Origin of the sequence: Pseudonocardia oceani (assembly GCF_019263585.2) — a bacterium.
GTDB lineage: Bacteria > Actinomycetota > Actinomycetes > Mycobacteriales > Pseudonocardiaceae > Pseudonocardia > Pseudonocardia oceani.
Genome location: NZ_JADQDF010000001.1, coordinates 5,282,813 through 5,304,383, shown reverse-complemented (window position 1 = coordinate 5,304,383; position 21,571 = coordinate 5,282,813). Strand labels below are relative to the sequence as shown.

General features: G+C 75.8%; 20 protein-coding genes. 8 read left to right on the top strand and 12 right to left on the bottom strand.

Annotated elements, in window-relative coordinates; genetic code table 11:
• Window positions 1–148: 148 nt before the first annotated feature.
• Window positions 149–1,186: a non-homologous end-joining DNA ligase gene (gene ligD / locus I4I82_RS26365; RefSeq protein ID WP_218591416.1), complete on the bottom strand. Its 1,038-nt coding sequence runs from the start codon at window positions 1,184–1,186 to the stop codon at window positions 149–151.
• Window positions 1,187–1,217: 31 nt separating this feature from the next.
• On the opposite strand from ligD, the gene I4I82_RS26360 reads away from it, so the two are divergent.
• The gene (locus I4I82_RS26360; RefSeq protein WP_218591417.1) at window positions 1,218–1,505 is read left to right on the top strand and encodes a hypothetical protein; all 288 of its coding nucleotides are present in this window, start codon (window positions 1,218–1,220) and stop codon (window positions 1,503–1,505) included.
• A 59-nt stretch (window positions 1,506–1,564) separates the two neighbouring features.
• Complete coding sequence (gene msrB, locus I4I82_RS26355; RefSeq protein WP_218591418.1) at window positions 1,565–1,993, top strand: peptide-methionine (R)-S-oxide reductase MsrB; 429 nt, start codon at window positions 1,565–1,567, stop codon at window positions 1,991–1,993.
• 68 nt (window positions 1,994–2,061) lie between these two features.
• Here msrB and hemQ read toward each other — a convergent pair whose 3' ends face one another.
• Entirely contained in the window at window positions 2,062–2,757 is a 696-nt protein-coding gene (gene hemQ, locus I4I82_RS26350) for a hydrogen peroxide-dependent heme synthase (protein WP_218591419.1), read from the bottom strand.
• A 36-nt stretch (window positions 2,758–2,793) separates the two neighbouring features.
• Here hemQ and I4I82_RS26345 point away from each other — a divergent pair, with 36 nt between their 5' ends.
• Window positions 2,794–4,716 (top strand): ATP-binding protein, encoded by a 1,923-nt coding sequence (locus tag I4I82_RS26345; protein WP_218591420.1) that lies wholly within the window; start codon window positions 2,794–2,796, stop codon window positions 4,714–4,716.
• A 27-nt stretch (window positions 4,717–4,743) separates the two neighbouring features.
• On the top strand, window positions 4,744–6,066 hold the full coding sequence (locus tag I4I82_RS26340) for an FAD-dependent oxidoreductase (RefSeq protein WP_218591421.1): 1,323 nt from the start codon (window positions 4,744–4,746) through the stop codon (window positions 6,064–6,066).
• Here I4I82_RS26340 and hemG read toward each other — a convergent pair.
• The gene (gene hemG / locus I4I82_RS26335) at window positions 6,053–7,459 is read right to left on the bottom strand and encodes a protoporphyrinogen oxidase (RefSeq protein WP_218591422.1); all 1,407 of its coding nucleotides are present in this window, start codon (window positions 7,457–7,459) and stop codon (window positions 6,053–6,055) included. The two genes, I4I82_RS26340 and hemG, sit on opposite strands and share 14 nt — an antisense overlap.
• Window positions 7,456–8,541, bottom strand: a complete 1,086-nt coding sequence (gene hemE, locus I4I82_RS26330; RefSeq protein ID WP_218591423.1) for a uroporphyrinogen decarboxylase — start codon at window positions 8,539–8,541, stop codon at window positions 7,456–7,458. Before hemE ends, hemG begins: the two co-directional genes overlap by 4 nt.
• A 139-nt stretch (window positions 8,542–8,680) precedes the next feature.
• Between hemE and I4I82_RS26325 the strand changes: the two genes are divergently transcribed.
• The 3 genes from I4I82_RS26325 (at window position 8,681) to I4I82_RS26315 (ending at window position 11,488) form a co-directional block, all read left to right on the top strand.
• Window positions 8,681–9,277, top strand: a complete 597-nt coding sequence (locus I4I82_RS26325; protein ID WP_226370257.1) for a DUF3000 domain-containing protein — start codon at window positions 8,681–8,683, stop codon at window positions 9,275–9,277.
• Between the two features lie 295 nt (window positions 9,278–9,572).
• Window positions 9,573–10,226, top strand: a complete 654-nt coding sequence (locus I4I82_RS26320; protein WP_075949948.1) for a LuxR C-terminal-related transcriptional regulator — start codon at window positions 9,573–9,575, stop codon at window positions 10,224–10,226.
• 26 nt (window positions 10,227–10,252) lie between these two features.
• The gene (locus I4I82_RS26315; protein ID WP_226370256.1) at window positions 10,253–11,488 is read left to right on the top strand and encodes an HRDC domain-containing protein; all 1,236 of its coding nucleotides are present in this window, start codon (window positions 10,253–10,255) and stop codon (window positions 11,486–11,488) included.
• Between the two features lie 23 nt (window positions 11,489–11,511).
• On the opposite strand, the gene I4I82_RS26310 is transcribed toward I4I82_RS26315, so the two are convergent.
• The 8 genes from I4I82_RS26310 to I4I82_RS26275 form a co-directional block, all read right to left on the bottom strand.
• Window positions 11,512–12,621 (bottom strand): sensor histidine kinase, encoded by a 1,110-nt coding sequence (locus I4I82_RS26310; RefSeq protein WP_218592716.1) that lies wholly within the window; start codon window positions 12,619–12,621, stop codon window positions 11,512–11,514.
• The gene (locus tag I4I82_RS26305; RefSeq protein ID WP_218592717.1) at window positions 12,618–13,283 is read right to left on the bottom strand and encodes a response regulator transcription factor; all 666 of its coding nucleotides are present in this window, start codon (window positions 13,281–13,283) and stop codon (window positions 12,618–12,620) included. Before I4I82_RS26305 ends, I4I82_RS26310 begins: the two co-directional genes overlap by 4 nt.
• A complete protein-coding gene (dxs, locus tag I4I82_RS26300) occupies window positions 13,283–15,208 on the bottom strand; it encodes a 1-deoxy-D-xylulose-5-phosphate synthase (RefSeq protein ID WP_218592718.1) in 1,926 nt (641 codons plus the stop codon). The genes I4I82_RS26305 and dxs overlap by 1 nt, the downstream gene beginning before the upstream one ends.
• 35 nt (window positions 15,209–15,243) lie before the next feature.
• Window positions 15,244–16,545 carry a GGDEF domain-containing protein gene (locus I4I82_RS26295; protein WP_218592719.1) on the bottom strand — a complete coding sequence of 434 codons (1,302 nt, stop codon included), beginning with the start codon at window positions 16,543–16,545 and terminating at the stop codon, window positions 15,244–15,246.
• A gap of 81 nt (window positions 16,546–16,626) precedes the next feature.
• Window positions 16,627–17,985 carry a sensor domain-containing diguanylate cyclase gene (locus I4I82_RS26290; protein WP_218592720.1) on the bottom strand — a complete coding sequence of 453 codons (1,359 nt, stop codon included), beginning with the start codon at window positions 17,983–17,985 and terminating at the stop codon, window positions 16,627–16,629.
• 690 nt (window positions 17,986–18,675) lie between these two features.
• Complete coding sequence (locus tag I4I82_RS26285) at window positions 18,676–19,902, bottom strand: MFS transporter (RefSeq protein WP_218592721.1); 1,227 nt, start codon at window positions 19,900–19,902, stop codon at window positions 18,676–18,678.
• A 60-nt stretch (window positions 19,903–19,962) separates the two neighbouring features.
• Window positions 19,963–20,583: a histidine phosphatase family protein gene (locus I4I82_RS26280; RefSeq protein ID WP_218592722.1), complete on the bottom strand. Its 621-nt coding sequence runs from the start codon at window positions 20,581–20,583 to the stop codon at window positions 19,963–19,965.
• A gap of 2 nt (window positions 20,584–20,585) precedes the next feature.
• Window positions 20,586–21,026, bottom strand: coding sequence for an HIT family protein (locus I4I82_RS26275; protein WP_218592723.1), 441 nt, complete (start codon window positions 21,024–21,026; stop codon window positions 20,586–20,588).
• A 41-nt stretch (window positions 21,027–21,067) separates the two neighbouring features.
• On the opposite strand from I4I82_RS26275, the gene I4I82_RS26270 reads away from it, so the two are divergent.
• Entirely contained in the window at window positions 21,068–21,529 is a 462-nt protein-coding gene (locus tag I4I82_RS26270) for a PPOX class F420-dependent oxidoreductase (protein ID WP_218592724.1), read from the top strand.
• The last annotated feature ends 42 nt before the right edge of the window (window positions 21,530–21,571 follow it).

The window sequence follows — 21,571 nt, the reverse complement described above, 5'->3', positions numbered from 1 at the left end:
TCACAGGGTTCAACGACCGTGTGTTGCGGAGGAATCGCGAATACGTCCATCCGAGTGGACGAACAGCCCTTCTGTTTCACTCAGCGGAGCCGACACGGGCACTCGCGGGTGAGATGGTGCGCATGTGGGGTGGGGGGCTCACCGCAGGTCACCGATCGGCCGAGTCCTCCGACCGGGCCTTCGCCCGGCTGGGTTGCACCCTCATCGGTTCGCCCGGCATCTTCGGGTACTCGGGCGGATAGGGCAGCTCGGCAGGCCCGCGCTCGCGGTCGTCGGCGGCGTACCACTCCAGCGCGGTCTCGATCCCGCCCACCGCGGCGTCCATGCCCTCGTGCGGGTCGCCGTGCTGGGCGTAGAGGCCCGGCACGGTGCGGACGTCGAAGTCCTCGGGCTCGACGTCGGGCAGCTGCTCCCAGGTCAGCGGCATCGACACCGTCGCCCGGGGCCGCCCGCGCACCGACCACGCCGAGGCGACGGTGCGGTCGCGCGCGGCCTGGTTGTAGTCGAGGAACACCCGCTCGCCGCGCTCCTCCTTCCACCACGCGACGGTGGCGCGCTCCGGCAGCCGGTCGGCGACCCGGCGGGCGATGGCGATGACGGCGTGGCGGACGTCGACGAAGTCCCATTCCGGGCGGATCCGGGCGAAGACGTGGACGCCGCGCCCGCCGGAGGTCTTGGGCCAGCCGACGAGGCCGGCCTCGTCGAGCACCTCGCGCAGCACGGCGGCCACCTCGCGAGCCTCCGCGAAGCCGGTGCCGGGCTGCGGGTCGAGGTCGATGCGCAGCTCGTCGGGGCGGTCGGTGTCGGCGCGGCGGACCGGCCACGGGTGGAAGTCGAACGTGCCCATGTTGGCCGCCCACAGCAGCACGGCGGGCTCGGTGGGGCACAGCGACTCGGCGGTGCGGCCGCTGGGGAACGTCACCCGCGCGGTCTCGGCGTAGTCGGGCGCGCCCTTGGGCAGCCGCTTGCCGTAGAACGGCTCGCCCTCGACGCCGTCGGGGAACCGCTTGAGGTTGGTGGGCCGCTCGTGCAGCACGCGCAGCAGCGGCTCGACCACGGCCAGGTAGTAGTGCACGACCTCCCGCTTGGTGATCCCCGGCTCGGGGAAGTACACCTTGTCCGGGCTGGTCAGGCGCACCTCCCGGCCTCCGACGGACAGCAGCTCGACCGGTGCCTTGGACGCCACGGCGGGCACGCTACTCCGCTACCCTGACGCCGTGCCGGATCGTCCGAGCTCCTCCCCCTTCGACGACGAGCTGCTCGGGCTCGATCCCGCCGACCCCGAGGCCCAGGCCTTCGCCGAGCACCTCGACCGGATGCAGCGCCAGCGCCCGGCCTTCACCGTCGAGGGCTACCTCGACGGTGTCAGCCACTTCGCCGACTCCGCCAACCGCGCCGAGGGCGGCCGCCGGTGGGGTGCCGTGCTCGTCGTGGTGCTGCTGCTCGCCGTGGCCGCGTTCCTCGTGTGGGAGGCCCTGGTGTTCGTGGTGACGACGTGGCTCTGACCGATCTCCTGGGCCGCTTGCGCGGCGCGCTGTCGGGTTCCGGACGTAGCCTGGAACGCATGGATCCCGTCACCGAGCCCGACGCCACCGTCGTCAAGTCCGACGAGGAGTGGCGCGCGCAGCTCACCCCCGCCGAGTACCAGGTCCTGCGCCGGGCCGGCACCGAGCGCCCGTTCGTCGGCGAGTACACCGACACGAAGACCGAGGGCGTCTACTCCTGCCGCGCGTGCGGCGCGGAGCTGTTCCGCAGCGACACCAAGTTCGAGTCGCACTGCGGCTGGCCGTCCTTCTACACCCCGCTCGCCGGCAGCGCCGTCATCGAGCGCACCGACTACTCGATGGGCATGAAGCGCGTCGAGGTCGTCTGCGCCACCTGCAAGAGCCACCTCGGGCACGTCTTCGAGGGCGAGGGCTACGGCACCCCCACCGACCTGCGCTACTGCATCAACTCGATCTCACTGAAGCTCGAGGAGAAGCCGATCGGCTGATCAGCTCGACGGCGCACGGGGAGCCCCGGCGCGCAGGCGAGGCGGGGGTCCGCGGGTGAGCAGCTCCGCTACGGCAGCCGGGCGACGAGGTCGCCGACCTGCACGCGGGGGCCGGTGAAGAACGGCACCTCCTCGCGCACGTGGCGGCGGGCCTCGGTGGCGCGCAGGTCGCGCATGAGGTCGACGATCCGGTCGAGCGCGTCGCACTCGAACGCGAGGATCCACTCGTAGTCGCCCAGCGCGAAGGCGGGGACGGTGTTGGCGCGCACGTCGGCGTAGCCGCGGGCGGCCTTGCCGTGGTCGGCGAGCATCGTCCGCCGCTCCTCGTCGGGCAGCAGGTACCAGTCGAGCGAGCGGACGAAGGGGTACACGCAGACGTAGCCCTTCGGCTCCTCCCCCGCGACGAACGCCGGCACGTGGCTCTTGTTGAACTCCGCGGGGCGGTGCAGCGCCACCTGGCTCCAGACCGGGACGCTGGCCCGGCCGAGCGCGGTGCTGCGGCGCAGGTCGGCGTAGGCGCCCTGCAGGGCCTCGACGTTGTCGGCGTGCCACCAGACCATGTAGTCGGCGTCGGCGCGCATGCCCGCGATGTCGTAGACGCCGCGCACGACGACGCCCTTGCCCTCCAGCGCGTCGAGGAACTCCCCGACCTCCGCGACGGCCTGCGTGCGGTCGTCCCCGAGGCGTCCGGGTTCGACGCGGAACACCGACCACATGGTGTAGCGGACGGCGCTGTTGAGCTGGGCGTAGTCGAGACGGGACATGGCTCCATGGTGCCATCCACGGCTACCGTTCGGAGGATGCGGTCGCGGTCCACCCTCGGCGCACGGCTGCGCACGGCGCGGGGCCGCGCGTTCGTCGGCCGGACCGCCGAGCGGGAGCTGTTCCGGCAGGCCGTGACGGCCCAGGGCGAGCCGCCGTTCACCGTGCTCCACGTCCACGGCCCGGGCGGGATCGGGAAGAGCGCGCTGCTGCGGATGTTCGCGGGGTCGGCCGAGGGGGCGGAGGTCGTCCGGCTCGACGGGCGGGCCGTCGCCCCCGACCGCGACGCCGTGCGGGCCGCCGTCGCGCCGCTGCGGACGACCGCGCGGCGCGGCGTGCTGCTCGTCGACACCTACGAGCTGCTGGCCCCGCTCGACGCCTGGATCCGCGACGACCTGCTGCCCGGCCTGCCGCCCGACGTCGTCGTGGTGCTCGCCGGGCGCCACCCGCCCGCGCCGGGCTGGACCGCCGACCCGGGCTGGCGCGAGCTGGTGCGGGTGCTGCCGCTGGCCCCGCTCCCGCCCGCGGAGTCGGCGCAGCTGCTGGGCTCGTCGTCGCCGCGGGTGCTCGCGTTCTGCTCGGGCTACCCGCTGGCCCTGGCGCTGGCCCGCGAGATCGGCGCCGACGCGGTGCCCGAGCGGCTCACCGCCCCCGACGTCGTCGGCGAGCTGGTGGGGCGCCTCGTCGACGTCGCCCCGGGCCGGGAGCACCGCCGTGCGCTGCAGGTCGCAGCCTGGGCGCGCGTGACGACGGAGGCGCTGCTGCGCGAGGTCCTCGGCGTCGACGACGCGGGTGCCCTGTTCGACTGGCTGCGCGCCCAGCCCTACGTCGAGTCGGGGCCGGGCGGGGTCCACCCGCACGACGTGGTGCGGGAGGTGCTGGTCGCCGACCTTCGCTGGCGCGACCCGGACACGACGGCGGCGCTGCTGGCCGCGCTGCGCCGCAGCGTGCTGGCCGCCGCCCGGTCCGGGCGCGAGGGCCCGCGCGGTCGCGCGATCCTCGACCTCCTCTTCAGCTTCCGCCACGACCCCGTCGCCCGCGCCTTCTTCGACTGGGACGCCTTCGGCGCCGTCCCCGGCGAGCCCTACCGGCCCGGCGACCGCGCGGGCGTCGAGGCGCTGCTCGTGCGGCACGCGGGCGCGGAGGGGGCGGTGCCGCTGCGGCGCTGGCTCGACGAGCAGCCCGCGGCGTTCACGGTGTGCCGGGACGGGGACGCCGTGCGCGGGGTCGCGGTCTGGCTGGCGCTGCACGAGGCGGCGCCCGCCGCCGTCGCCGCCGACCCGGTCGCCGCGGCCGCCGTCACCTGGGCGGGGAGCACCGCGGGGGACGTGATGATGATGCGGTTCCTCGCCGACCGCGACGCCGGCGAGGGCCCGTCCCCCGCCTTCGACGCCGCCGCCGTCGGGCACCTGCGGCACGTGCTGACGCGGCCGGGCCTCGACGCCGACTTCTGCGTCACGACCGACCCCGACGGGCTCGGGCCGTTCTTCCGGCACATCGGCTACGCCCACGAGCTCGACGTCCCGGTCGGCGACCGCTCCTGCGCCGTGTTCTGCCGCGACTGGCGGCGCCCGCCGGCCCGGTCGATCTGGTCGGGTCTCACCGCGCCCCGGACCGCTCCCGTGACGCCGGCCGACATCCGCACCGCCCTGCGCGACCTGCACCGGCCCGACCTGCTCGCCCGCCACCCCCTCGCTGCGGACGGCGGGCCGGACGCCCTGCGCGCCCGGCTGCTCGGGGCCGTCGAGGGCCTGCGCACCGACCCGCGCGACGACCGGCTGCACCGCGTGCTCGACCGCACCTACCTGCGCCCCGCGCCCACCCAGGAGCGCGCCGCCGAGGTGCTCGGCCTGCCGTTCTCGACCTACCGGCGCCACCTCGGCGCCGCGATCGCCCGGGTGGCGACCGCCCTGCACGGCGGCCGCGGGCAGGAAGTGGACAGGGAACGGCCTGGAGAGTGAGCACCCGGCGGGGCCACCGTGCCCGCCATGACCCACGCCGTCGTCCTGGGGGCGAGCATGGCAGGCCTGCTCGCCGCCCGCGTCCTGTCCGAGTCCTTCGACCGCGTCACCGTCGTCGAGCGGGACGCCCTGCCCGCCGGCGCCGCCGACCGCCGCGGGGTGCCCCAGGGCCGCCACCCGCACGTCCTGCTCCCCCGCGGCCGCGAGGTGCTGGAGGAGCTGTTCCCCGGCCTGACCGACGCGCTGGTCGCCCGGGGCGCGGTCACCGGGACGTCGGGGCGGATGCGGTTCCTGCTGAACGGTCACCGGTTCCTGCCGGTGCCCGGCACGACGCGGACGCTGATGCTCAGCCGCGCGCTGCTGGAGTCGCACCTCCGCGAGGAGGTGCGCGGGCCGGCCGACGTGCGCGAGTGCCGCGACGTCGTCGGGCTCACCGGCGACCGCACCCGCGTCACGGGCGTGCAGGTGCGCCACCGCGACACCGCGGAGACCGAGCACCTCGACGCCGACCTCGTCGTCGACGCCACCGGCCGCGGCTCCCGCACCCCGGCCTGGCTGGCTGCGCGGGGCGGCACCGCGCCGCGCGAGGACCGGGTAATCGTCGACGTCGGCTACACGACCGGCCGGTTCCGGCTGCGCGCCGGCGCGCTGGGCGACCAGCAGGCCGTGCTCTGCTCGGCGGCGCCGGGCGCGCCCCGGGGCGGAGCGGTGTTCCCGGTCGAGGGCGGGGAGCACCTGGTCGTGCTCATCGGCGGCTTCGACGACCGCCCGCCCGCCGATCCCGCGGGCTACCACCGCTTCGCCGGGACCCTGCCCTTTCCGGACGTCGCCGACGCGCTGGCGGGCGCCGAGCCCGTCGGGCCGCTGCGGATCACCCGGTTCCCGGCCAACACCTGGCGCCGCTACGACCTGCTCGACGACCTCCCGACCGGCCTGCTCGTCCTGGGCGACGCCGTGTGCTCGTTCAACCCGGTCTACGGACAGGGCATGACGGTGGCGGCGCTGCAGGCGCTGGCGCTGCGGGGGCTGGTGGGGGTGCCGGATCCCCGCGCGCACGCCCGGGCCGTGGCGCGGGTCGTGCGGCCGGTGTGGGACCTGACGGTCGGTGCGGACCTGCAGGACCCCCGTGTCGACGGCCCGCGGACGCGCGCGGGCCGGGCGATCGGCGCCTACATCGGGCGGGTGCAGGCCGCCGCGGCCGTGGACCCGGTGCTGGCGAAGGCCTTCGTCGAGGTGACGGGGCTGCTGGCGCCCCCGCCGTCACTGATGCGGCCCGACCGGGTGGCGCGGGTGGCGTGGGCGTCGCTGCGGTCCCGTCCGCGGCCCGCACCGCTCGTCAGGACGGGCTGAGCGCCGCCGCGATCCGCCCGGCCGCCGCCCGGGCCGTCGCCACGCACGCCGGCACCCCGACGCCGTGCAGCGCCGCCCCGGCGACCGCGAGCCCGGCCGGCAGGCCGCCCTCGATCGCGGTGATCCGGTCGAGGTGGCCGACGCCGTACTGCGGCAGCCCGCCGCCCCAGCGCTGGACGTGCGCGGCGACGGGCGCGGCCGTGATACCGGTGAGCACGGCGAGGTCGGCGCGGACGCGGGCGACGAGCTCGTCGTCGTCGACCTGCAGGGTCGGGGCCTCGCCGAACCGCCCCAACGACGCCCGCAGCCGCACCAGGCCGTCGCCCGCGAGGTGCGCCCACTTGGTGCCCGAGTGCGTGACGCCCTTGACGTGCAGCGGCTCGTCGGCGGCGACCAGCGTGCCCGACGTCGGCGGGAGCGCGGCCGCGTCGGCCTCGCGGAAGGCCAGCGCGACCACCACCGACGACGCCAGCTCGATCTGCCCCGACGCCCGCGCCGCCGCGGGCGCGACGCCGGCGAGCAGCTTCGCCGCGGCCGGGGCGGGCACGGCGAGCACGACGGCGTCGACGTCGAGGACCTCCGGGTCCGTGGTCGGGCCGAGCGCGAGCCGCCAGCCGCCCCCGTGCGCCACGAGCTCCCGGACCGTGACGCCGAGCCGGACGTCGGCCCGCGCGGCCGCGGCGAGGGCGTCGAGCAGCGTGCGGTAGCCACCGGGGACCGCACCGAAGACGGGGCCGCCCGGCGCACCGGCGGTGGAGGCGCTGCCGGTGGGGGTGGAGGCCCGGTCGGCGGCGGCCGTCAGCGAGGGGGCGCCGGCGTCGAGCGCGGCGGCCAGCGCGGGGATCGTGGCGCGCAGCCCGAGGGAGTCGACGCGCCCGGCGTAGACCCCGCCGAGCAGCGGGTCGGCGAGCCGGTCGGCGATCTCGTCGCCGAAGCGCTCGCGCAGCAGCCCGCCCAGCGCGGCGTCGGACCCGGGCTCCCAGTCCAGCGGCCGACCGGGCTCCGCGGCGACCCCGGCGAGGCCGCGCCCGGACAGCAGCGCGTCGAGGCGCGCGGCGCTGGTGGGCACGCCCAGCAGCGTGCCGCCGGGCAGCGGGGCGGTGCGCCCGCCCGCGCGGACGGTGGCCGACGCGGCCGTCGGGTGGACGGCGGGCGGCAGCCCCAGCTCGGCGAGCAGCGCGGGCACCTCGGGGCGGCGGGCCAGGAACGCCTCCGCGCCGACGTCGAACGGCCTCCCCGCCAGGTCGACGGTGTGCAGCACGCCGCCCACGCGGTCGCGCCGCTCCAGCACGGTGATCCGCGCGGCCGGGCCGAGCAGCGCCCGCAGGCGGTGGGCGGCGGCGAGGCCGGAGATCCCCCCGCCGACGACGGCGACCCGCACGGGACCGGTCACACCGGCTGGCGGTGCACCAGGTCCACCAGGCGCGTGAGCACGTCGGGATCGGTGTCGGGCAGCACGCCGTGACCGAGGTTAAACACGTGCCCGGGCGTCCGGCGGCCCTCGTCGGCGATCCGCCCGACCTCCGACGCGATGGAGGCGGCGTCGGCGAACAGCACCGCCGGGTCGAGGTTGCCCTGCACCGGGTGGGTGCCGCCGGCACGGCGGGCGGCGTCGTCGAGCGGGATGCGCCAGTCGACGCCCACGACGTCGGCCCCGGCCTCCGCCATCGCCCCGAGCAGCTCCCCGGTGCCGACGCCGAAGTGGATGCGGGGCACGCCCGCGTCGGCCAGACCGGCGAGGACGCGCGCGGAGTGCGGCTGGACGTACTCGCGGTAGTCGCGCTCGGACAGCGCGCCCGCCCAGGAGTCGAACAGCTGCACCGCGTCGACGCCCGCGGCGACCTGCGCGCGCAGGAACGTCGTCGTCATGTCGGCCAGGCGCCCCAGCAGCGCGTGCCAGACGGCGGGGGCGCTGCGCATCAGGGCCTTGGTGCGCTCGTGGTTGCGGCTCGGGCCGCCCTCGATGAGGTAGGACGCGAGCGTGAACGGGGCGCCGGCGAACCCGATGAGGGGGGTCTCCCCCAGCTCGGGCAGCAGCAGCGCGATCGCGTCGGTGACCGGCGCGATCTGCTCGGCGTCGAGCACCGGGAGCCGCTCGACGTCCTCGGCGGTGCGCACGGGGCTCGCCACGACCGGGCCGGTGCCGGCCACGATGTCGACGTCGACGCCCGCGACGTGCAGCGGCACGACGATGTCGCTGAACAGGATCGCCGCGTCGACCCCGTGGCGGCGCACCGGCTGCAGCGTGATCTCGCACGTGAGGTCGGGGGTGAGGCAGGCCTGCAGCATCCCGCTGTCGCGGCGCAGCGCGCGGTACTCGGGCAGCGACCGTCCGGCCTGGCGCATGAACCACACGGGCAGGTGCGCGGGACGGCCGCCGCGCGCGGCGACCAGGAACGGGGCGGCGGCGAGCTCGCGACGGCGGGTGTCCGCGGCGACGGTGCCTGCGGCGGACGGAGACGGGTTCACGACCATGACCGGTTCATCCTCCCACGCGCCCCGGCTGTGCCTCCCACCTGCCCGGGACGCGCGACGGGGTGGTCCCGACACACGGACGGGCGGGCCCGGCGCGCCTGTCCTGCCGGGTGTGTCGGGCCACTTAGAGTTCCCTCTCGTGCCTGACGCGACCGCTTCTCCGCCGCCCGAGTTCCGCCGAGCGGTCGCCTCGCTGGGCACTTTCAGACCGCGCCCCGAGCTCATCGTCTCCGCGCTCGACGCGCCGCCGCGGCTGGCGCCGTGGACGTGGGCGCTGTCGGTCGAGGTCGCCGACTCCACGCTGGGCCGCGCGGCCGCCGACGACGGCGTCGACGAGTCCGACACCTCGGGCCGGCTGATCCTGCTGCACGACCCCGCCGGGCAGGACGCCTGGGAGGGCACCTTCCGGCTCGTCTGCTTCGTGCAGGCGCGCCTGGAGCCCGAGCAGCTCGGCGACGAGATGCTGCCGGTCGTCGGATGGTCGTGGCTCACCGAGGCCCTCGAGGACCACGGCGCCGAGCACGTGGCGCTGGGCGGGACGGTCACGCAGACCTCCTCGGTGCGCTTCGGCGACATCGCCGGGCCCCGCCGCGACGACGACGTGGAACTGCGCGCGTCGTGGACGCCGATCGGCACCGACCTGTCCCGGCACGCCGCCGCGTTCTGCGCGTTCGTCGCGTCGGCCGCAGGGCTGCCACCGGTCGGCGCAGTCTCGCTCGTTCACCGAACGGTCTGAAGCAGGTGCTCACCTGCGACGACACCGCCGGGAGTGATCGACAGGGTCACCCGATCGGGTGGACGACAGGCGACAAGGCTGTAACTTTCACCCCGCTAAGTTCGATCCGATACACGACGTTAGACCGCTTGGGGGGCTACGCTTCCTCCACGACACCTCCTCGGGCGGTCTCTTCGCCGGCCGAGGTCTGGTGCCGGTCGGGGGCAACGACCGACTCCAGGGAGGTAGTGACGTGGCCGTAGTAGGCCAAGGCGCGCCAGTTCGCAGCACCACCGGTGCTGTGCTGTCGCCGGCAATGGTCCCGCACCCGCGGGAAGAGCTCTTCTCGGTGCTGGTGGTCGACGACCACCCGCTCCTGCGCGAGGCGATCGCAGCACGGCTGCGCTCGATGGGGGCAGGCACGGTGTACGAGGCCGCTTCGGTGGCCGAGGCCCGGGCCCGGGCGCACGCCAACGGGCCGTGCGACCTCGCGATCCTCGATCTCGGACTGCCGGACGGCAGCGGGCTGGACCTGGTCACCGAGCTGCGCTCGCTGGGCTGGAACCGGCTCGTCGTGCTGGCGTCCTCGGACGACCCGTACGCGGTGCGGTCGGCGTTCCAGGCCGGGGCGCAGGCGTACCTGCTCAAGTCGGCGTCGGCGGCGATCGTCACCGACGGCGTGAAGCGCGTGCTCGACGGCGGCGTCTACGCCGACCCGACGGTCGCGCCGCTGCTCGCCACCGGCACCCGCGTTCCCGGCACCGACAACACTCCGCGCGAGCTCTCGGCGCGCGAGGTCGAGGTGCTGCAGCTCGTCGCCGACGGGCAGTCCAACAAGGAGATCGGCGAGGCGCTGAGCCTGTCCGCGCTCACGGTCAAGAGCCACCTCTCGCGCATCGGGCGCAAGCTCGGCACGGGTGACCGCGCGCAGATGGTCGCGCTGGCGATGCGGGCCGGGGTCATCCGCTGAACCCAGAGGACCCAGACGGCTCGCCGGTGCAGGACGGGCTGGGCACGACTGACGAGGCGGACGTCCCGGCACCCGTCCCCCTGCTCGCCCCGGTCGACGGGCTCCCCCCTGTCGTCGCCGACCGGGACGCGCTGCGGGCCACCGCCGAGGCGTTCGCCGCCGGCAGCGGCCCGATCGCCGTCGACGCCGAACGGGCCTCCGGGTTCAGGTACTCCCAGCGCGCCTACCTGGTGCAGCTGCGCCGGGCGGGCGCGGGTACGGCGCTGGTCGACCCGATCCCCCTGGGCAGTGACCTGTCCGACCTCGCTCCGGCCCTCACCGGCCCGGAGTGGGTGCTGCACGCGGCGTCCCAGGACCTCGCGTGCCTCGCCGAGACGGGCCTGGCCCCGAGCAGGCTGTTCGACACCGAGCTCGCCGGCCGGCTGGCCGGGCTCCCCCGCGTCGGGCTCGGGCCGATGGTCGAGAACCTGCTCGGGCTCGCGCTGGAGAAGGGGCACGGCGCCGCCGACTGGTCGCGCCGGCCCCTCCCGCAGGACTGGCTCGTCTACGCCGCCCTCGACGTCGAGGTGCTGGTGGAGCTGCGCGACGTCCTCACCGGGATGCTCGACGAGCAGGGCAAGCTCGACTGGGCCCACCAGGAGTTCGAGGCCGTCCGCACCGCCGGGCCGCCCGCGCCGCGCGCCGAGCCGTGGCGGCGCACCTCCGGCATCCACAAGCTGCGCAAGCCCCGCCAGCTCGCGGCCGTCCGCGCGCTGTGGGAGGCGCGCGACCGGCTCGCCGCCGAGCGCGACATCGCCCCCGGGCGGGTCCTGCCCGACGCGGCGATCGTCGACGCCGCCGTCACCGCCCCGGACTCCGCGGGCGCCCTGAGCGCCATGGCGGTGTTCCGCGGGCGCTCGCAGCGGCGGATGACGGCGTACTGGTGGTCGGCGCTGGCCGCGGCCGAGCGCCTCGACCCCGCCGACCTCCCCCGTCCCACCGCGCCCACCGAGGGCCCTCCCCCGGTCGCGCGCTGGGCCGACCGCGACCCCGACGCCGCCGCCCGCCTCACCGCCGCCCGCGCGGCCGTGGCCGAGGTCGGGGCGGAGCGCACGGTGCCGGTGGAGAACCTGCTCCAGCCCGACCTCCTGCGCCGCCTGTGCTGGACCCCGCCCGAGGACGGCGACGTGGCCGGCTTCCTGCGCAAGGGCGGCGCGCGGGAGTGGCAGATCGCCCTGCTCACCCCGGCGCTGGAGCAGGCCCTGACGGTCCGCAGCGCCTGACGCCGGGGCGCCGGCAGCAGGAGTCAGGGGCGCACCGGCAGCCGCGCCGTCACCGTCAGCCCCCCGCCCGGCACCGGGGCGGCCGCCACCGTGCCGCCGTGGGCCGTCACCACCGCCCGCACGATCGACAACCCCAGGCCCGAGCCGGGAGTCGTGGCGGTGCGCTCCACCGGCCCGCGGCGGAACGGCTCGAACAGCTCGTCGATCCGGTCGACCTCCCGCCCCGACGACGCCACGCACAGCTCCGCGCAGCCGTCGCGGACGCCGCTGACGACCTCGATCCAGCCGCCGGGCACGTTGTGGCGCACCGCGTTCTCCAGCAGGTTGCCCGCGACGCGCTCCAGCAGCACCGGGTCGCCGACGACGGGCGCGGGCGCGGTGCGCACCTGCACCCGCAGCCCCCGGTGCCCCGCCTCGGCCCGCACGGCCGCCAGCGCGGGCACCACGGTGGCGGCGAGGTCGGCCGGGCGGGCGTCGGCCAGCGCGGCGCCCTCGGTGCGGGCCAGCAGCAGGAGCCCGGCGACGAGGTCGTCGGCGCGGCGGGTGGCGTCGCGCACGACCGCGCCCATGCGGCGCAGCTCGGCCTCGTCGGCGGTGGGGTCCGACAGGGTCACGTCGACCTCGGTGCGCAGCACGGCCAGCGGCGTGCGGAGCTCGTGGCTCGCGTTGGCGACGAAGCGCCGCTGGGCGTCGAAGGCGGCCTGCAGGCGGTCGAGCATGGCGTCGAACCCTGCGGCGAGCTCGGCGACCTCCCCGCGGGCGCCGGCGAGCCCGAGCCGGGTGTCCAGGGTCTCGACGGTGAGCCGCCGCGCGGTGGCCGTGACCTGGTGCAACGGGCCGAGCACGCGTCCGACCAGCACCCACGACACCAGCGCCGCGGCCACCACCACCAGCGGGAACGCGACGAGGCCCGCGCGCAGCACCTCGTCCTGCGCGGCCCGCCCCACGGCGTCGCCGAGGCCCTCGGCGGGCACCGTGACGCCGTCGACGCGCACGGTGCTGCCCGGCGGCAGTGTGGGCACGGCCTGCGTGACCCCGCCGACGAGCAGCCAGCCCAGCCACAGCAGCAGCGCGCTGACCAGCGCCACCAGCGCCGTCGCCAGCAGCGTCAGCCGGGGCCGGAGACCGGTCACCCCGCGGCGGGCACGCGGTACCCCGCGCCGACCACCGTCTCGATCACGCCGGGCTCGCCGAGCTTCTTGCGCAGCGTCATGACCGTGACCCGCACGGTGGTGGTGAACGGGTCGGCGTTCTCGTCCCACACCCGCTCCAGCAGCTCCTCGCTGCTGACGACGCCGCCGCCGGCGGAGATGAGGACCTCCAGCACGCCGAACTCCTTGCGCGTGAGCTCCACGGGCCGGTCGGCGCGCAGCACCGTGCGGCGGGCCGGGTCGAGCGCGACGTCGCCCGCGGTGAGCAGCGGCGGCGCGGCCGGGGTGGCGCGGCGGCCGAGCGCGCGCAGGCGGGCGACGAGCTCGGGGAAGTCGAAGGGCTTGGCGAGGTAGTCGTCGGCGCCGCGGGACAGGCCGTCGACCTTGTCGGCCAGCGTGCCGCTCGCGGTGAGCATGAGCACCCGCGTGGTGGCGCCGGAGCCGACGATCTCGCCGCACAGGGCGTCGCCGGACATGCCGGGCAGGTCGCGGTCGAGCACCACCACGTCGTAGCGGGTGACCGCGGACTTCTCGTGCCCGGTGTCGCCGTCGTAGGCGACGTCGACGGCCATGCCCTCGCGCCGCAGACCGCGGGCGATCGCGTCGGCCAGGGGGTGCTCGTCCTCGACGACCAGCACGCGCATCAGGACTCCACCCCGACGTCGGAGGCGGCCACGTCCGACGGGTCCGGCACCGTGAACGACGGCAGCGCCGACGCCCACTCGGTGACCCGGCGCGCGACGTCCTGCGCGGTGAGCCCGGTGGCGGCGAGCACGTCGTCACGGCTGCCGTGGTCGAGGAACTCCTGGGGCAGGGCGACGTCGCGCAGCGGCACGTCGCACTCGGCGTCGCGCAGCGCGGCGGAGACGACCGAGCCGAACCCGCCATGGCGCCCGCTGTCGCTGACGGTGACCACGAGCCGGTGCTCCCGGGCCAGGTCGACGACGGCGCCGGGCACCGGGAGCACCCACCGCGGGTCGACGACGGTGGCCGCGACGCCCTGCGCCGCCAGCCGCTGCGCCGCCTCCACGCCGAGCCGGCCGAACGCTCCCGCGCAGACCAGCAGCACGGCGGCGTCGTCGGAGGCGTGCAGCACGTCGACGCCGTCGACGCGGCGGACCGCGGGCACCGACTCGATGACCGAGCCCTTGGGGAAGCGCAGTGCGGTGGGGCCGTCGTCGACGGCGAGCGCCTCGCCCAGCTCCTCGCGCAGCGTGACGGCGTCGCGCGGGGCGGCGACCCGGATCCCCGGGACGACGCCGAGCAGCGAGAGGTCCCACATGCCGTTGTGCGACGGGCCGTCGCTTCCGGTGACGCCGGCGCGGTCGAGCACCAGCGTGACCGGCTGGCGGTGCAGCGCCACGTCCATCAGCAGCTGGTCGAAGCCGCGGTTGAGGAACGTCGAGTAGAGGGCGACGACGGGGTGCATGCCGCCCGTCGCGAGGCCGGCGGCGCAGGTCAGGGCGTGCTGCTCGGCGATGCCGACGTCGATCCAGCGCTCCGGGTACGCCGCGGCGAAGGGCGCGAGCCCGGTGGGGCCGAGCATGGCCGCGGTGATCGCGACGACGTCGCTGCGGCGGCGGCCGATCTCCACGAGCTCCTCGGCGAACACGCTGGTCCAGCCGACCGACGGCGCCCCGGTGGGCAGCCCCGTCTCCGGGTCGAACGCCGCCGGGCTGTGCATCTGCTCGAGCTCGTCGTTCTCGGCAGGGAGGTAGCCGTGGCCCTTGCGGGTGACCGCGTGCACGATCACCGGCCCGCCGAACCGCTTGGCGCGCTGCAGCGCAGACTCCATCGCCTCGACGTCGTGCCCGTCGACCGGCCCGAAGTACTTGATGCCGAGGTCGGAGAACAGCTCCTGCGGGCTCAGCGCGTCCTTGAGGCCCGCCTTGACCGCGTGCAGGCCGGCGTAGAGGGTGCCGCCGACTACCGGGGTGCGCGCGAGCGCCGCCTTGCCCGCGTCGAGCACGCGCTCGTAGGCGGGCTGCAGGCGCAGGGAGGCGAGCCGGTCGGCCAGGCCGCCGATCGTCGGGGAGTAGGAGCGGCCGTTGTCGTTGACGACGATGACGACGTTGCGGTCGCCCGTCGCGATGTTGTTGAGCGCCTCCCAGGCCATGCCGCCGGTGAGCGCGCCGTCGCCGATCACGGCGACGACGTGGCGCTGCTGCCCGGTGAGGGCGTAGGCGCGGGCGATGCCGTCGGCCCACGACAGCGACGACGACGCGTGGCTGGACTCCACGACGTCGTGCTCGCTCTCGGCGCGGCTCGGGTAGCCCGACAGCCCGCCGGTCTTCTTCAGGCGGTCCCAGCCGTCGTGGCGCCCGGTGAGGAGCTTGTGCACGTAGGCCTGGTGGCCGGTGTCCCAGATGACGGCGTCGGTCGGGGAGTCGAACACGCGGTGCAGCGCGATCGTGAGCTCGACGACGCCGAGGTTGGGCCCGAGGTGCCCGCCGGTGCGCGAGACGCACTCCACGAGGAAGCGGCGGATCTCGGCGGCGAGCTCGGGGAGCCGGTCCGGCCCGAGACGTCGGAGGTCGGCGGGACCACTGATCGATCGGAGCACGGTCACCGGGCCAGTCTACGGACGGAGCGCCGGCCCCGCCCTCACGCCGTGGGGCGCCGGGGCGAGGGGACGTGGCCGTCGGCGGCGATCCGGACGAGGTTGCGACCGCCCGCCTTGGCCTCGTAGAGCGAGGCGTCGGCGGCGGTGAGCACCTGGTCGAGGGTGGTGCCGTCGGTCGGGACGGTGGCGCCGCCGATCGAGACCGAGAGTCCCGTGACGGTCCGCAGACCGCCCGATGTGGCCACGCCCACGTCGAGCCGCGACACCCGGTCGCGCAGCCGCTCGGCCACCCGCCACAGCTCGGTGCGGCCCGTGCCGCCGGTCGGCAGATCGGGCAGCAGGACGACGAACTCCTCGCCCCCGAAGCGCCCGACGACGTCGTGGACGCGGACCTCGGCACGCAGCTCCGCGGCGACCGCGGCGAGCACGTCGTCGCCCGCCAGGTGGCCGTGGGTGTCGTTGACGGTCTTGAAGTGGTCGAGGTCGAGCATGAGGACGCCCGCGCCCGAGCCGGTGCGGCGCGCCCGGTCGACGACCCGCAGCGCCTCCGCCTGCCACGCCGCGGCGTTGAGCAGGCCGGTCTTGGCGTCGGTGCTGGCCTCCTGCTCGAGCTGGCGGACGAGCACGGCGCGGTGCAGCACGAGGATCGGCGGGAGGACCAGCGCGACCAGCGCCGGCGTCGAGGCCAGCGCCACGGCGGCCAGCGCGCCCATGCAGAGGGTGGCGACCTCCAGCGCGTTGTCGTCCCAGCGCCCGAGCAGGTCGCGCAGCACCGGGCGCGGCCCGCTCAGCGCGATCACCGCGCCGACCAGCAGCGTGTTGACCAGCACGTAGGAGCCGACGGCCAGCCCGACCGCGAGGACGACGCCGGGCTGGGTCGGGTCGGCCGGCAGCCCGCCGGCCAGCGCCACGACCTCGTGCGCCGCGCGGGCGGCCAGCAGGACCGTGGCGGTCGTGTAGACGTGGCGGTAGAGCGGGATCCCCGCCGGGGACCACACCCGGTGCCACAGGTGCACGTAGACCAGCACGATGACGACCGCGGCGAGGCCCGGGGGCAGCAGGAGCGCGGCGGCGAACGTCCAGACGGAGCTGAGGTCGAAGTAGGAGTTCTCCGACGCCCGGCGCCGGATCCGCTCGATGCCCGTGGCGAGCTCGGTGTGCACGACGCTCAGGGCCGTGAGCCCCAGCGCCAGCAGGAGCGGCCCGCCGGAGGCCGGGAGCGAGAACAGACCGGCGACGGCGGCCGCCACCGCGGCGAGCTCGACGACCAGCGCGAGGCCGACCGGTGCCGGGCCCAGACCCCACAGGGTGCGGGATCCCGGAGCGGGTGACGGCTCGTCCACGCACCGAAGGCTAGTGAGCGGCGGCCGACGTGTCAGGGTGGACGTGGTCGCACGACGGGGTGGAACCCGCGGGCTCGCTACTCACTGTCCGTAACGTCGGCCGGGCGCGGAGTCCTCGGCCAGGAGCGGCTGCGGGGCGGGCGGCTGGATGCCCATCCGCACGACGTTGCGCCCGGCGCGCTTCGCGGCGTACAGCGCGGTGTCGGCCACCTGGAGCAGGTCGCGCAGCTCACGGCCGTCGTCGGGGTAGAGGGCGCAGCCGACCGAGGCGCTCAGGCCGGCCACGGTGAGCGGGCCGTCGGCGGTGGGCATCTCGACGCGCAGCCCGGCGATGCGGCTGCGGATGCGCTCGGCCACGGCCTGCAGCTCCCCCCCACCCGTGCCCGGCTCGCCCAGCGCGCCGAGCAGCACGACGAACTCCTCGCCGCCGAAGCGCCCGACGAGGTCGCGGTCGCGGACCTCGGCGTTGAGCGCGTCGGCCACGGCGGCCAGCACCCGGTCGCCCGCGAGGTGGCCGTGGGTGTCGTTGACGGCCTTGAAGTGGTCGAGGTCGATCACCAGCACGGCGCGCGGCCCGGAGCGGCGCTCGGCCCGGCGCAGCTCGCGCTCGGCCCGGGTGTGCCAGGCGGCGGCGTTGAGCAGGCCGGTCTTGCCGTCGGTGTTGGCCGCGACCTCGAGCTGCCGCACGAGCACGGCCCGGTGCAGCACGAGCAGCGGCGGGAACACGAACGCCACGAGCCACGGGTTGATCGCGATCGCGGCGGCGGCGAGGGCGCCGAGGCAGAGCGTGGCGATCTCGAGCAGGTTCTCGTCCCACTCCCCCACGATCGACGCGACGTCGGTCTGCGGGGAGTTGACGGCGATGACGCCGGCCACCAGCGCGGTGTTGACGGTGAGGAACACCAGGACGCCGAGCGCGAGGACGTAGACGTCGCCGCGGTCGCCGGTGCCGTCGGCGGCGACCGCCGACATCACCCCGGACGCGGCCGTGCAGGACAGCACCACCGTCGCCGAGCTGAAGACGTGCTTGAACAGCGGGTTGCGGGGCCGAGCCGACCGCATCCACAGGTGCAGGTGCACCACGACCGCGACCAGCGCCGCCCAGACCGGTGGCAGCAGCACGGTGGCGGCGAAGAACCACACCGAGCTGAGGTTGACGTGGACCTCGCCGTTGACGCGGCGGCGCACCCGTTCGACGCCGTGCGCGATCTCGGTGTGCAGGAGGCCGAACACCACGAGCAGGACGACGTCGCGGAGCGTGCGGGAGTCCGGCCCCGGCTCACCGATCGCCAGGACGAGCACGAGGGCGACGGCGGTGACCTCGACCGTGAGGACGGCGGCCATCAATCGCGCGGGCAGGTTCCAGATGGCCCAGCCCGCGACGAATCCCGGTGGGCCCGAGCCCGGCCCGGCGCCCGCCGTGCTGCGGCCAGGACTCATCGGTCTCCTTGATCACCAGTGCGTGCCCCTCCGACGCTAGCCGAGACGCGGCACGGCGTCATCCCCGGTCACGAGCTGGTTCCGAACCGTTCCGTTCGCCGTAGCCGCAGAGGATGGTTACTGGGCCGAACGGTCTAAGAACGCCGCTCGACTGCAGTCCTTGAGGGCCAGCGGGTCCGCACACGGCACCCCGTCGGCGACGCTGATCCCGTGCGCCGGCACCGGCGGAACGATCGTCGCACACGGGGAGGGGAGGCGCGCGATCGCCGGCGCCGATCGCCGGGCGCGAGCCTGCCCGCGAACGACCGCCGCGCGTGGACTGCGGGAATGGCGCGCGATTCCCGCGAAACGGACTATTCGGTCACTCGGGGAGAGAGGTGCGGAATGAGCAAGGACTGGAACTGAGCGCGTCGGCACGAGAGCACCACGGAGAGGAAGGAGACGCCCGTGAGCAAGGACTGGAACTGACCGCCCGCGCCACCGCCACCACCAGAGGAAGGAGCGCCACGTGAGCAAGGACTGGAACTAGCCCCACCCACCACCACCGCCACCAGAGGAAGGAGAACCACGTGAGCAAGGACTGGAACTGACCCGCACGACCACCACCCGCGTCGACGAGAGGAGCGAGCCGTGAGCAAGGACTGGAACTGAGCGGGAGGAACGTCGTGAACAGGGACGGGATCCGATCCGTCAGGTCGTGACCGGCAGGGGTCGCGTGGCATGGTCGTCCGCCGAGGCGGACCGCCACGCCAGCGCCCCGCCGAGCGCCACCACCACACCCGCGGCCGCGCACAGGGCGATGGCCGTGGACGGGGTCGAGAGGTCGGCGAGCACGCCGCCGGCCAGCACCGCCACACCCTGGCCCGCGACGATGCCGGACGCGGCGACGCCGATCGCACGTCCGCGGATCGCGGCCGGGGTGGCCCGGACGAACGACGCCTGGGCCTGCATGACGTACGCCGTCGACGCCATCCCGGAGACGCCCCAGAGCAGCAGCGCGACCGGGACGGGCGGGACCAGCGCCGTGAACAGCAGCGGCACGCCCGCGGCGACGGCGAGCACGCCGATCAGGCGCTCGCGCCACCGCGGCGGCACGAACCGCACGAACAGCCAGGCACCGAGGACGCTGCCCAGCGGGTCGGCCGCCATCAGCAGCCCGACGACGGCCGGACCGGCGCCGATCTGGTCGGCGTACGGCGCGGCCAGCGCCTCGGGCACGACGTAGAGCCCGACCATCCACACGAGCAGGACCAGGGCGCGGCGCCGCCGGTCGGTGGCGACGTCGACGACGCCGGCCAGCAGGTCGCGCCCGGGCGAGCGCGGCGCGGCGTCGGCGCGGGGCCGCCGGGCCAGCCCGAGGCGGAACAGGAGCCCGGCCACCAGGAACGTGACCGCGTCCAGCAGCAGCGCCGCCGACGGGCTGACGGCCGCCACCAGCAGCCCCCCGGCCGCGAACCCCACGACCTGCGCGGTCTGGCCGGTGATCTGGGAGACCGCGAGGCCGCGCTCGTAGAGGTCGCCGGGCAGCAGTTCGGGCAGCAGCGCACCGCGCGCCGCGGTGTGCGGGGCCCCCAGGAGCACCACGACGACCAGCAGCGCGCACAGCACCGCCAGCGGGACCTGCGGGAGCGCCATCACCGCCACCAGCCCGGCCCGCGCCACGTCGGTGACGACGAGGACCTCGCGGCGTGGGAAGCGGTCGGCGAGCCCGGAGAGCAGGACGCCGCCGACGATCGCCGGCAGGAACGTCAGCGCGTAGGTCGCCGCCGCCCACGCCGCCGAGCCGGTGCGGCCGTAGACCAGCACGGCGAGCGCGACCCGCGCGAGCTGGTCGCCGGCCACCGAGAGCAGGTCCGCGATCCACACCGTGCGGTACTCGCGCACCGCGAAGACCTGCCCGAGCGCCCTGTCCGCCATCCGGTCCCCCCAATCCGACCGAGAGTAGGCACGTGTGCGCTCGCCGTCATGCCGGACCGGTCAGGTGGTGCCCGCCGTCGGGGTCAGGAGGTCGGCGACGTGCGCGATCTCGTTGACCGTCCGCACCAGCCTGCGCCCGTCGCGGGTGGCCACCACCCGGCTGATGCCCGTGTAGTCGAGCGGGAAGGCGAGCGGCCGGTCGATGCCGAGCAGGTGCGCCAGGTAGCAGTTGACGACGCCCGCGTGCGCGACGACCACGACGGTCGCCCGGCCCGGGTGGTCGGTGACGATCCGCTCCAGCGCGCCCGTGACGCGCCCGGTGAACTCCGGGACGTCGACGCCCTCGGGCAGCAGCCCGGCCACGATCCGCGCCCAGCCCGCGGGGTCGGCGACCGGCATCTCGTGGATCGGCACGTAGTGCGGGGAGTCGGCGTCGTACTCGCGCAGGTCGTCGACGACCACCGGCTCTGCCCCCAGCGCGGCGGCCAGCGGCGCGGCCGTGGCGCGGGCGCGGGCCATCGGGCTGACGTAGAGCGCCTCCACGGCGTCGCCGGCCACCGCGTCGACGACGCGGCGGGCCTGCGCCTCGCCGTGGGCGGTGAGCGGCGGGTCGGCCGTGCCGGCGCCCGCGGCGCCGTCGACTCGCTCGGGTAGGGCGTGCCGGACCAGGACGAGCTGCACCGTCAGGCGGCGGGATCGTCGGCGGGCACGTGCGCGCCGTGGCCCGCGTCGCGCAGAGCGGCGCGCAGCGCGTCGCGGTGCCCGTCCTGCTCGGCGGCATCGACCGAGGAGGCGGCGTTCGCGAAGTCGAAGGCGGCCATGTCGGCCGCGGGGAACACGTGCAGGTGCAGGTGGGGCACCTCGAACCCGGCGACGAGCAGCCCGACGCGCGGCGGGGCGTACACGGCCCGCACGGCCTCGCCGATCGCCTGCGCCACCGACGTCAGGTGCGCGAGCAGTGCGGGGTCGGCGTCGACCCAGTGGTCGACCTCGGCCCGCGGCACGACGAGCACGTGCCCCGGGGCGAGCGGGTTGATCGAGAGGAAGCCGACGGCGAGGTCGTCGGCCCAGACGAACCGGCCGGGCAGGTCGCCGTCGATGATCTTCGTGAACACGGTGGTCATAGACCCGACACCCTAGCCGCGCCGCCGTTAGGGTCCCGGGCATGGCCAGGACCGTCGCGACGAACAGGACCGTCGACCGCGAGGAGCTGTTGGAGTTCCTGCGGCCCCGCCACCACGTGATCCTGCTGACACCGCGCTCGGACGGCGGCTGGCAGGGCTCCCCCGTCACCTCGGGCGTCGACGCGGAGGGCCGAATCGTGATCGCGACCTACCCGGAACGCGCCAAGTCGCGCAACGTCGCCCGGCACGGGAAGGCGTCGGTGGTGGTGCTGTCGGAGGACTTCGACGGGGCGTGGGTGCAGGTGGACGGGGACGCCGAGCTCCTCGAGCTGCCCGACGCCGTGGAGCCGCTCGTCGAGTACTTCCGCTCGATCTCGGGCGAGCACCCCGACTGGGACGAGTACCGGCGGGCGATGACCGATCAGGGCAAGGCGCTCATCCGGATCACGCCCGCGCGGTGGAGCCCGATCGCGACCGGGGGGTTCCCCGCGCGGCTCGCGTGACGCGGACCGTCGGGGCGCCCCGGTAGCCTCTCGCCGTTGTCC

Bases quoted from the DNA above. Each gene is read 5' to 3' on its own strand.
- msrB (WP_218591418.1), top strand. From the start codon at position 1,565: ATGGATCCCGTCACCGAGCCCGACGCCACCGTCGTCAAGTCCGACGAG.
- hemQ (WP_218591419.1), bottom strand. From the start codon at position 2,757: ATGTCCCGTCTCGACTACGCCCAGCTCAACAGCGCCGTCCGCTACACC.
- I4I82_RS26345 (WP_218591420.1), top strand. From the start codon at position 2,794: ATGCGGTCGCGGTCCACCCTCGGCGCACGGCTGCGCACGGCGCGGGGC.
- I4I82_RS26340 (WP_218591421.1), top strand. From the start codon at position 4,744: ATGACCCACGCCGTCGTCCTGGGGGCGAGCATGGCAGGCCTGCTCGCC.
- hemE (WP_218591423.1), bottom strand. From the start codon at position 8,541: ATGGTCGTGAACCCGTCTCCGTCCGCCGCAGGCACCGTCGCCGCGGAC.
- I4I82_RS26320 (WP_075949948.1), top strand. From the start codon at position 9,573: ATGGTCCCGCACCCGCGGGAAGAGCTCTTCTCGGTGCTGGTGGTCGAC.
- I4I82_RS26305 (WP_218592717.1), bottom strand. From the start codon at position 13,283: ATGCGCGTGCTGGTCGTCGAGGACGAGCACCCCCTGGCCGACGCGATC.
- I4I82_RS26290 (WP_218592720.1), bottom strand. From the start codon at position 17,985: ATGAGTCCTGGCCGCAGCACGGCGGGCGCCGGGCCGGGCTCGGGCCCA.
- I4I82_RS26285 (WP_218592721.1), bottom strand. From the start codon at position 19,902: ATGGCGGACAGGGCGCTCGGGCAGGTCTTCGCGGTGCGCGAGTACCGC.
- I4I82_RS26275 (WP_218592723.1), bottom strand. From the start codon at position 21,026: ATGACCACCGTGTTCACGAAGATCATCGACGGCGACCTGCCCGGCCGG.
- I4I82_RS26270 (WP_218592724.1), top strand. From the start codon at position 21,068: ATGGCCAGGACCGTCGCGACGAACAGGACCGTCGACCGCGAGGAGCTG.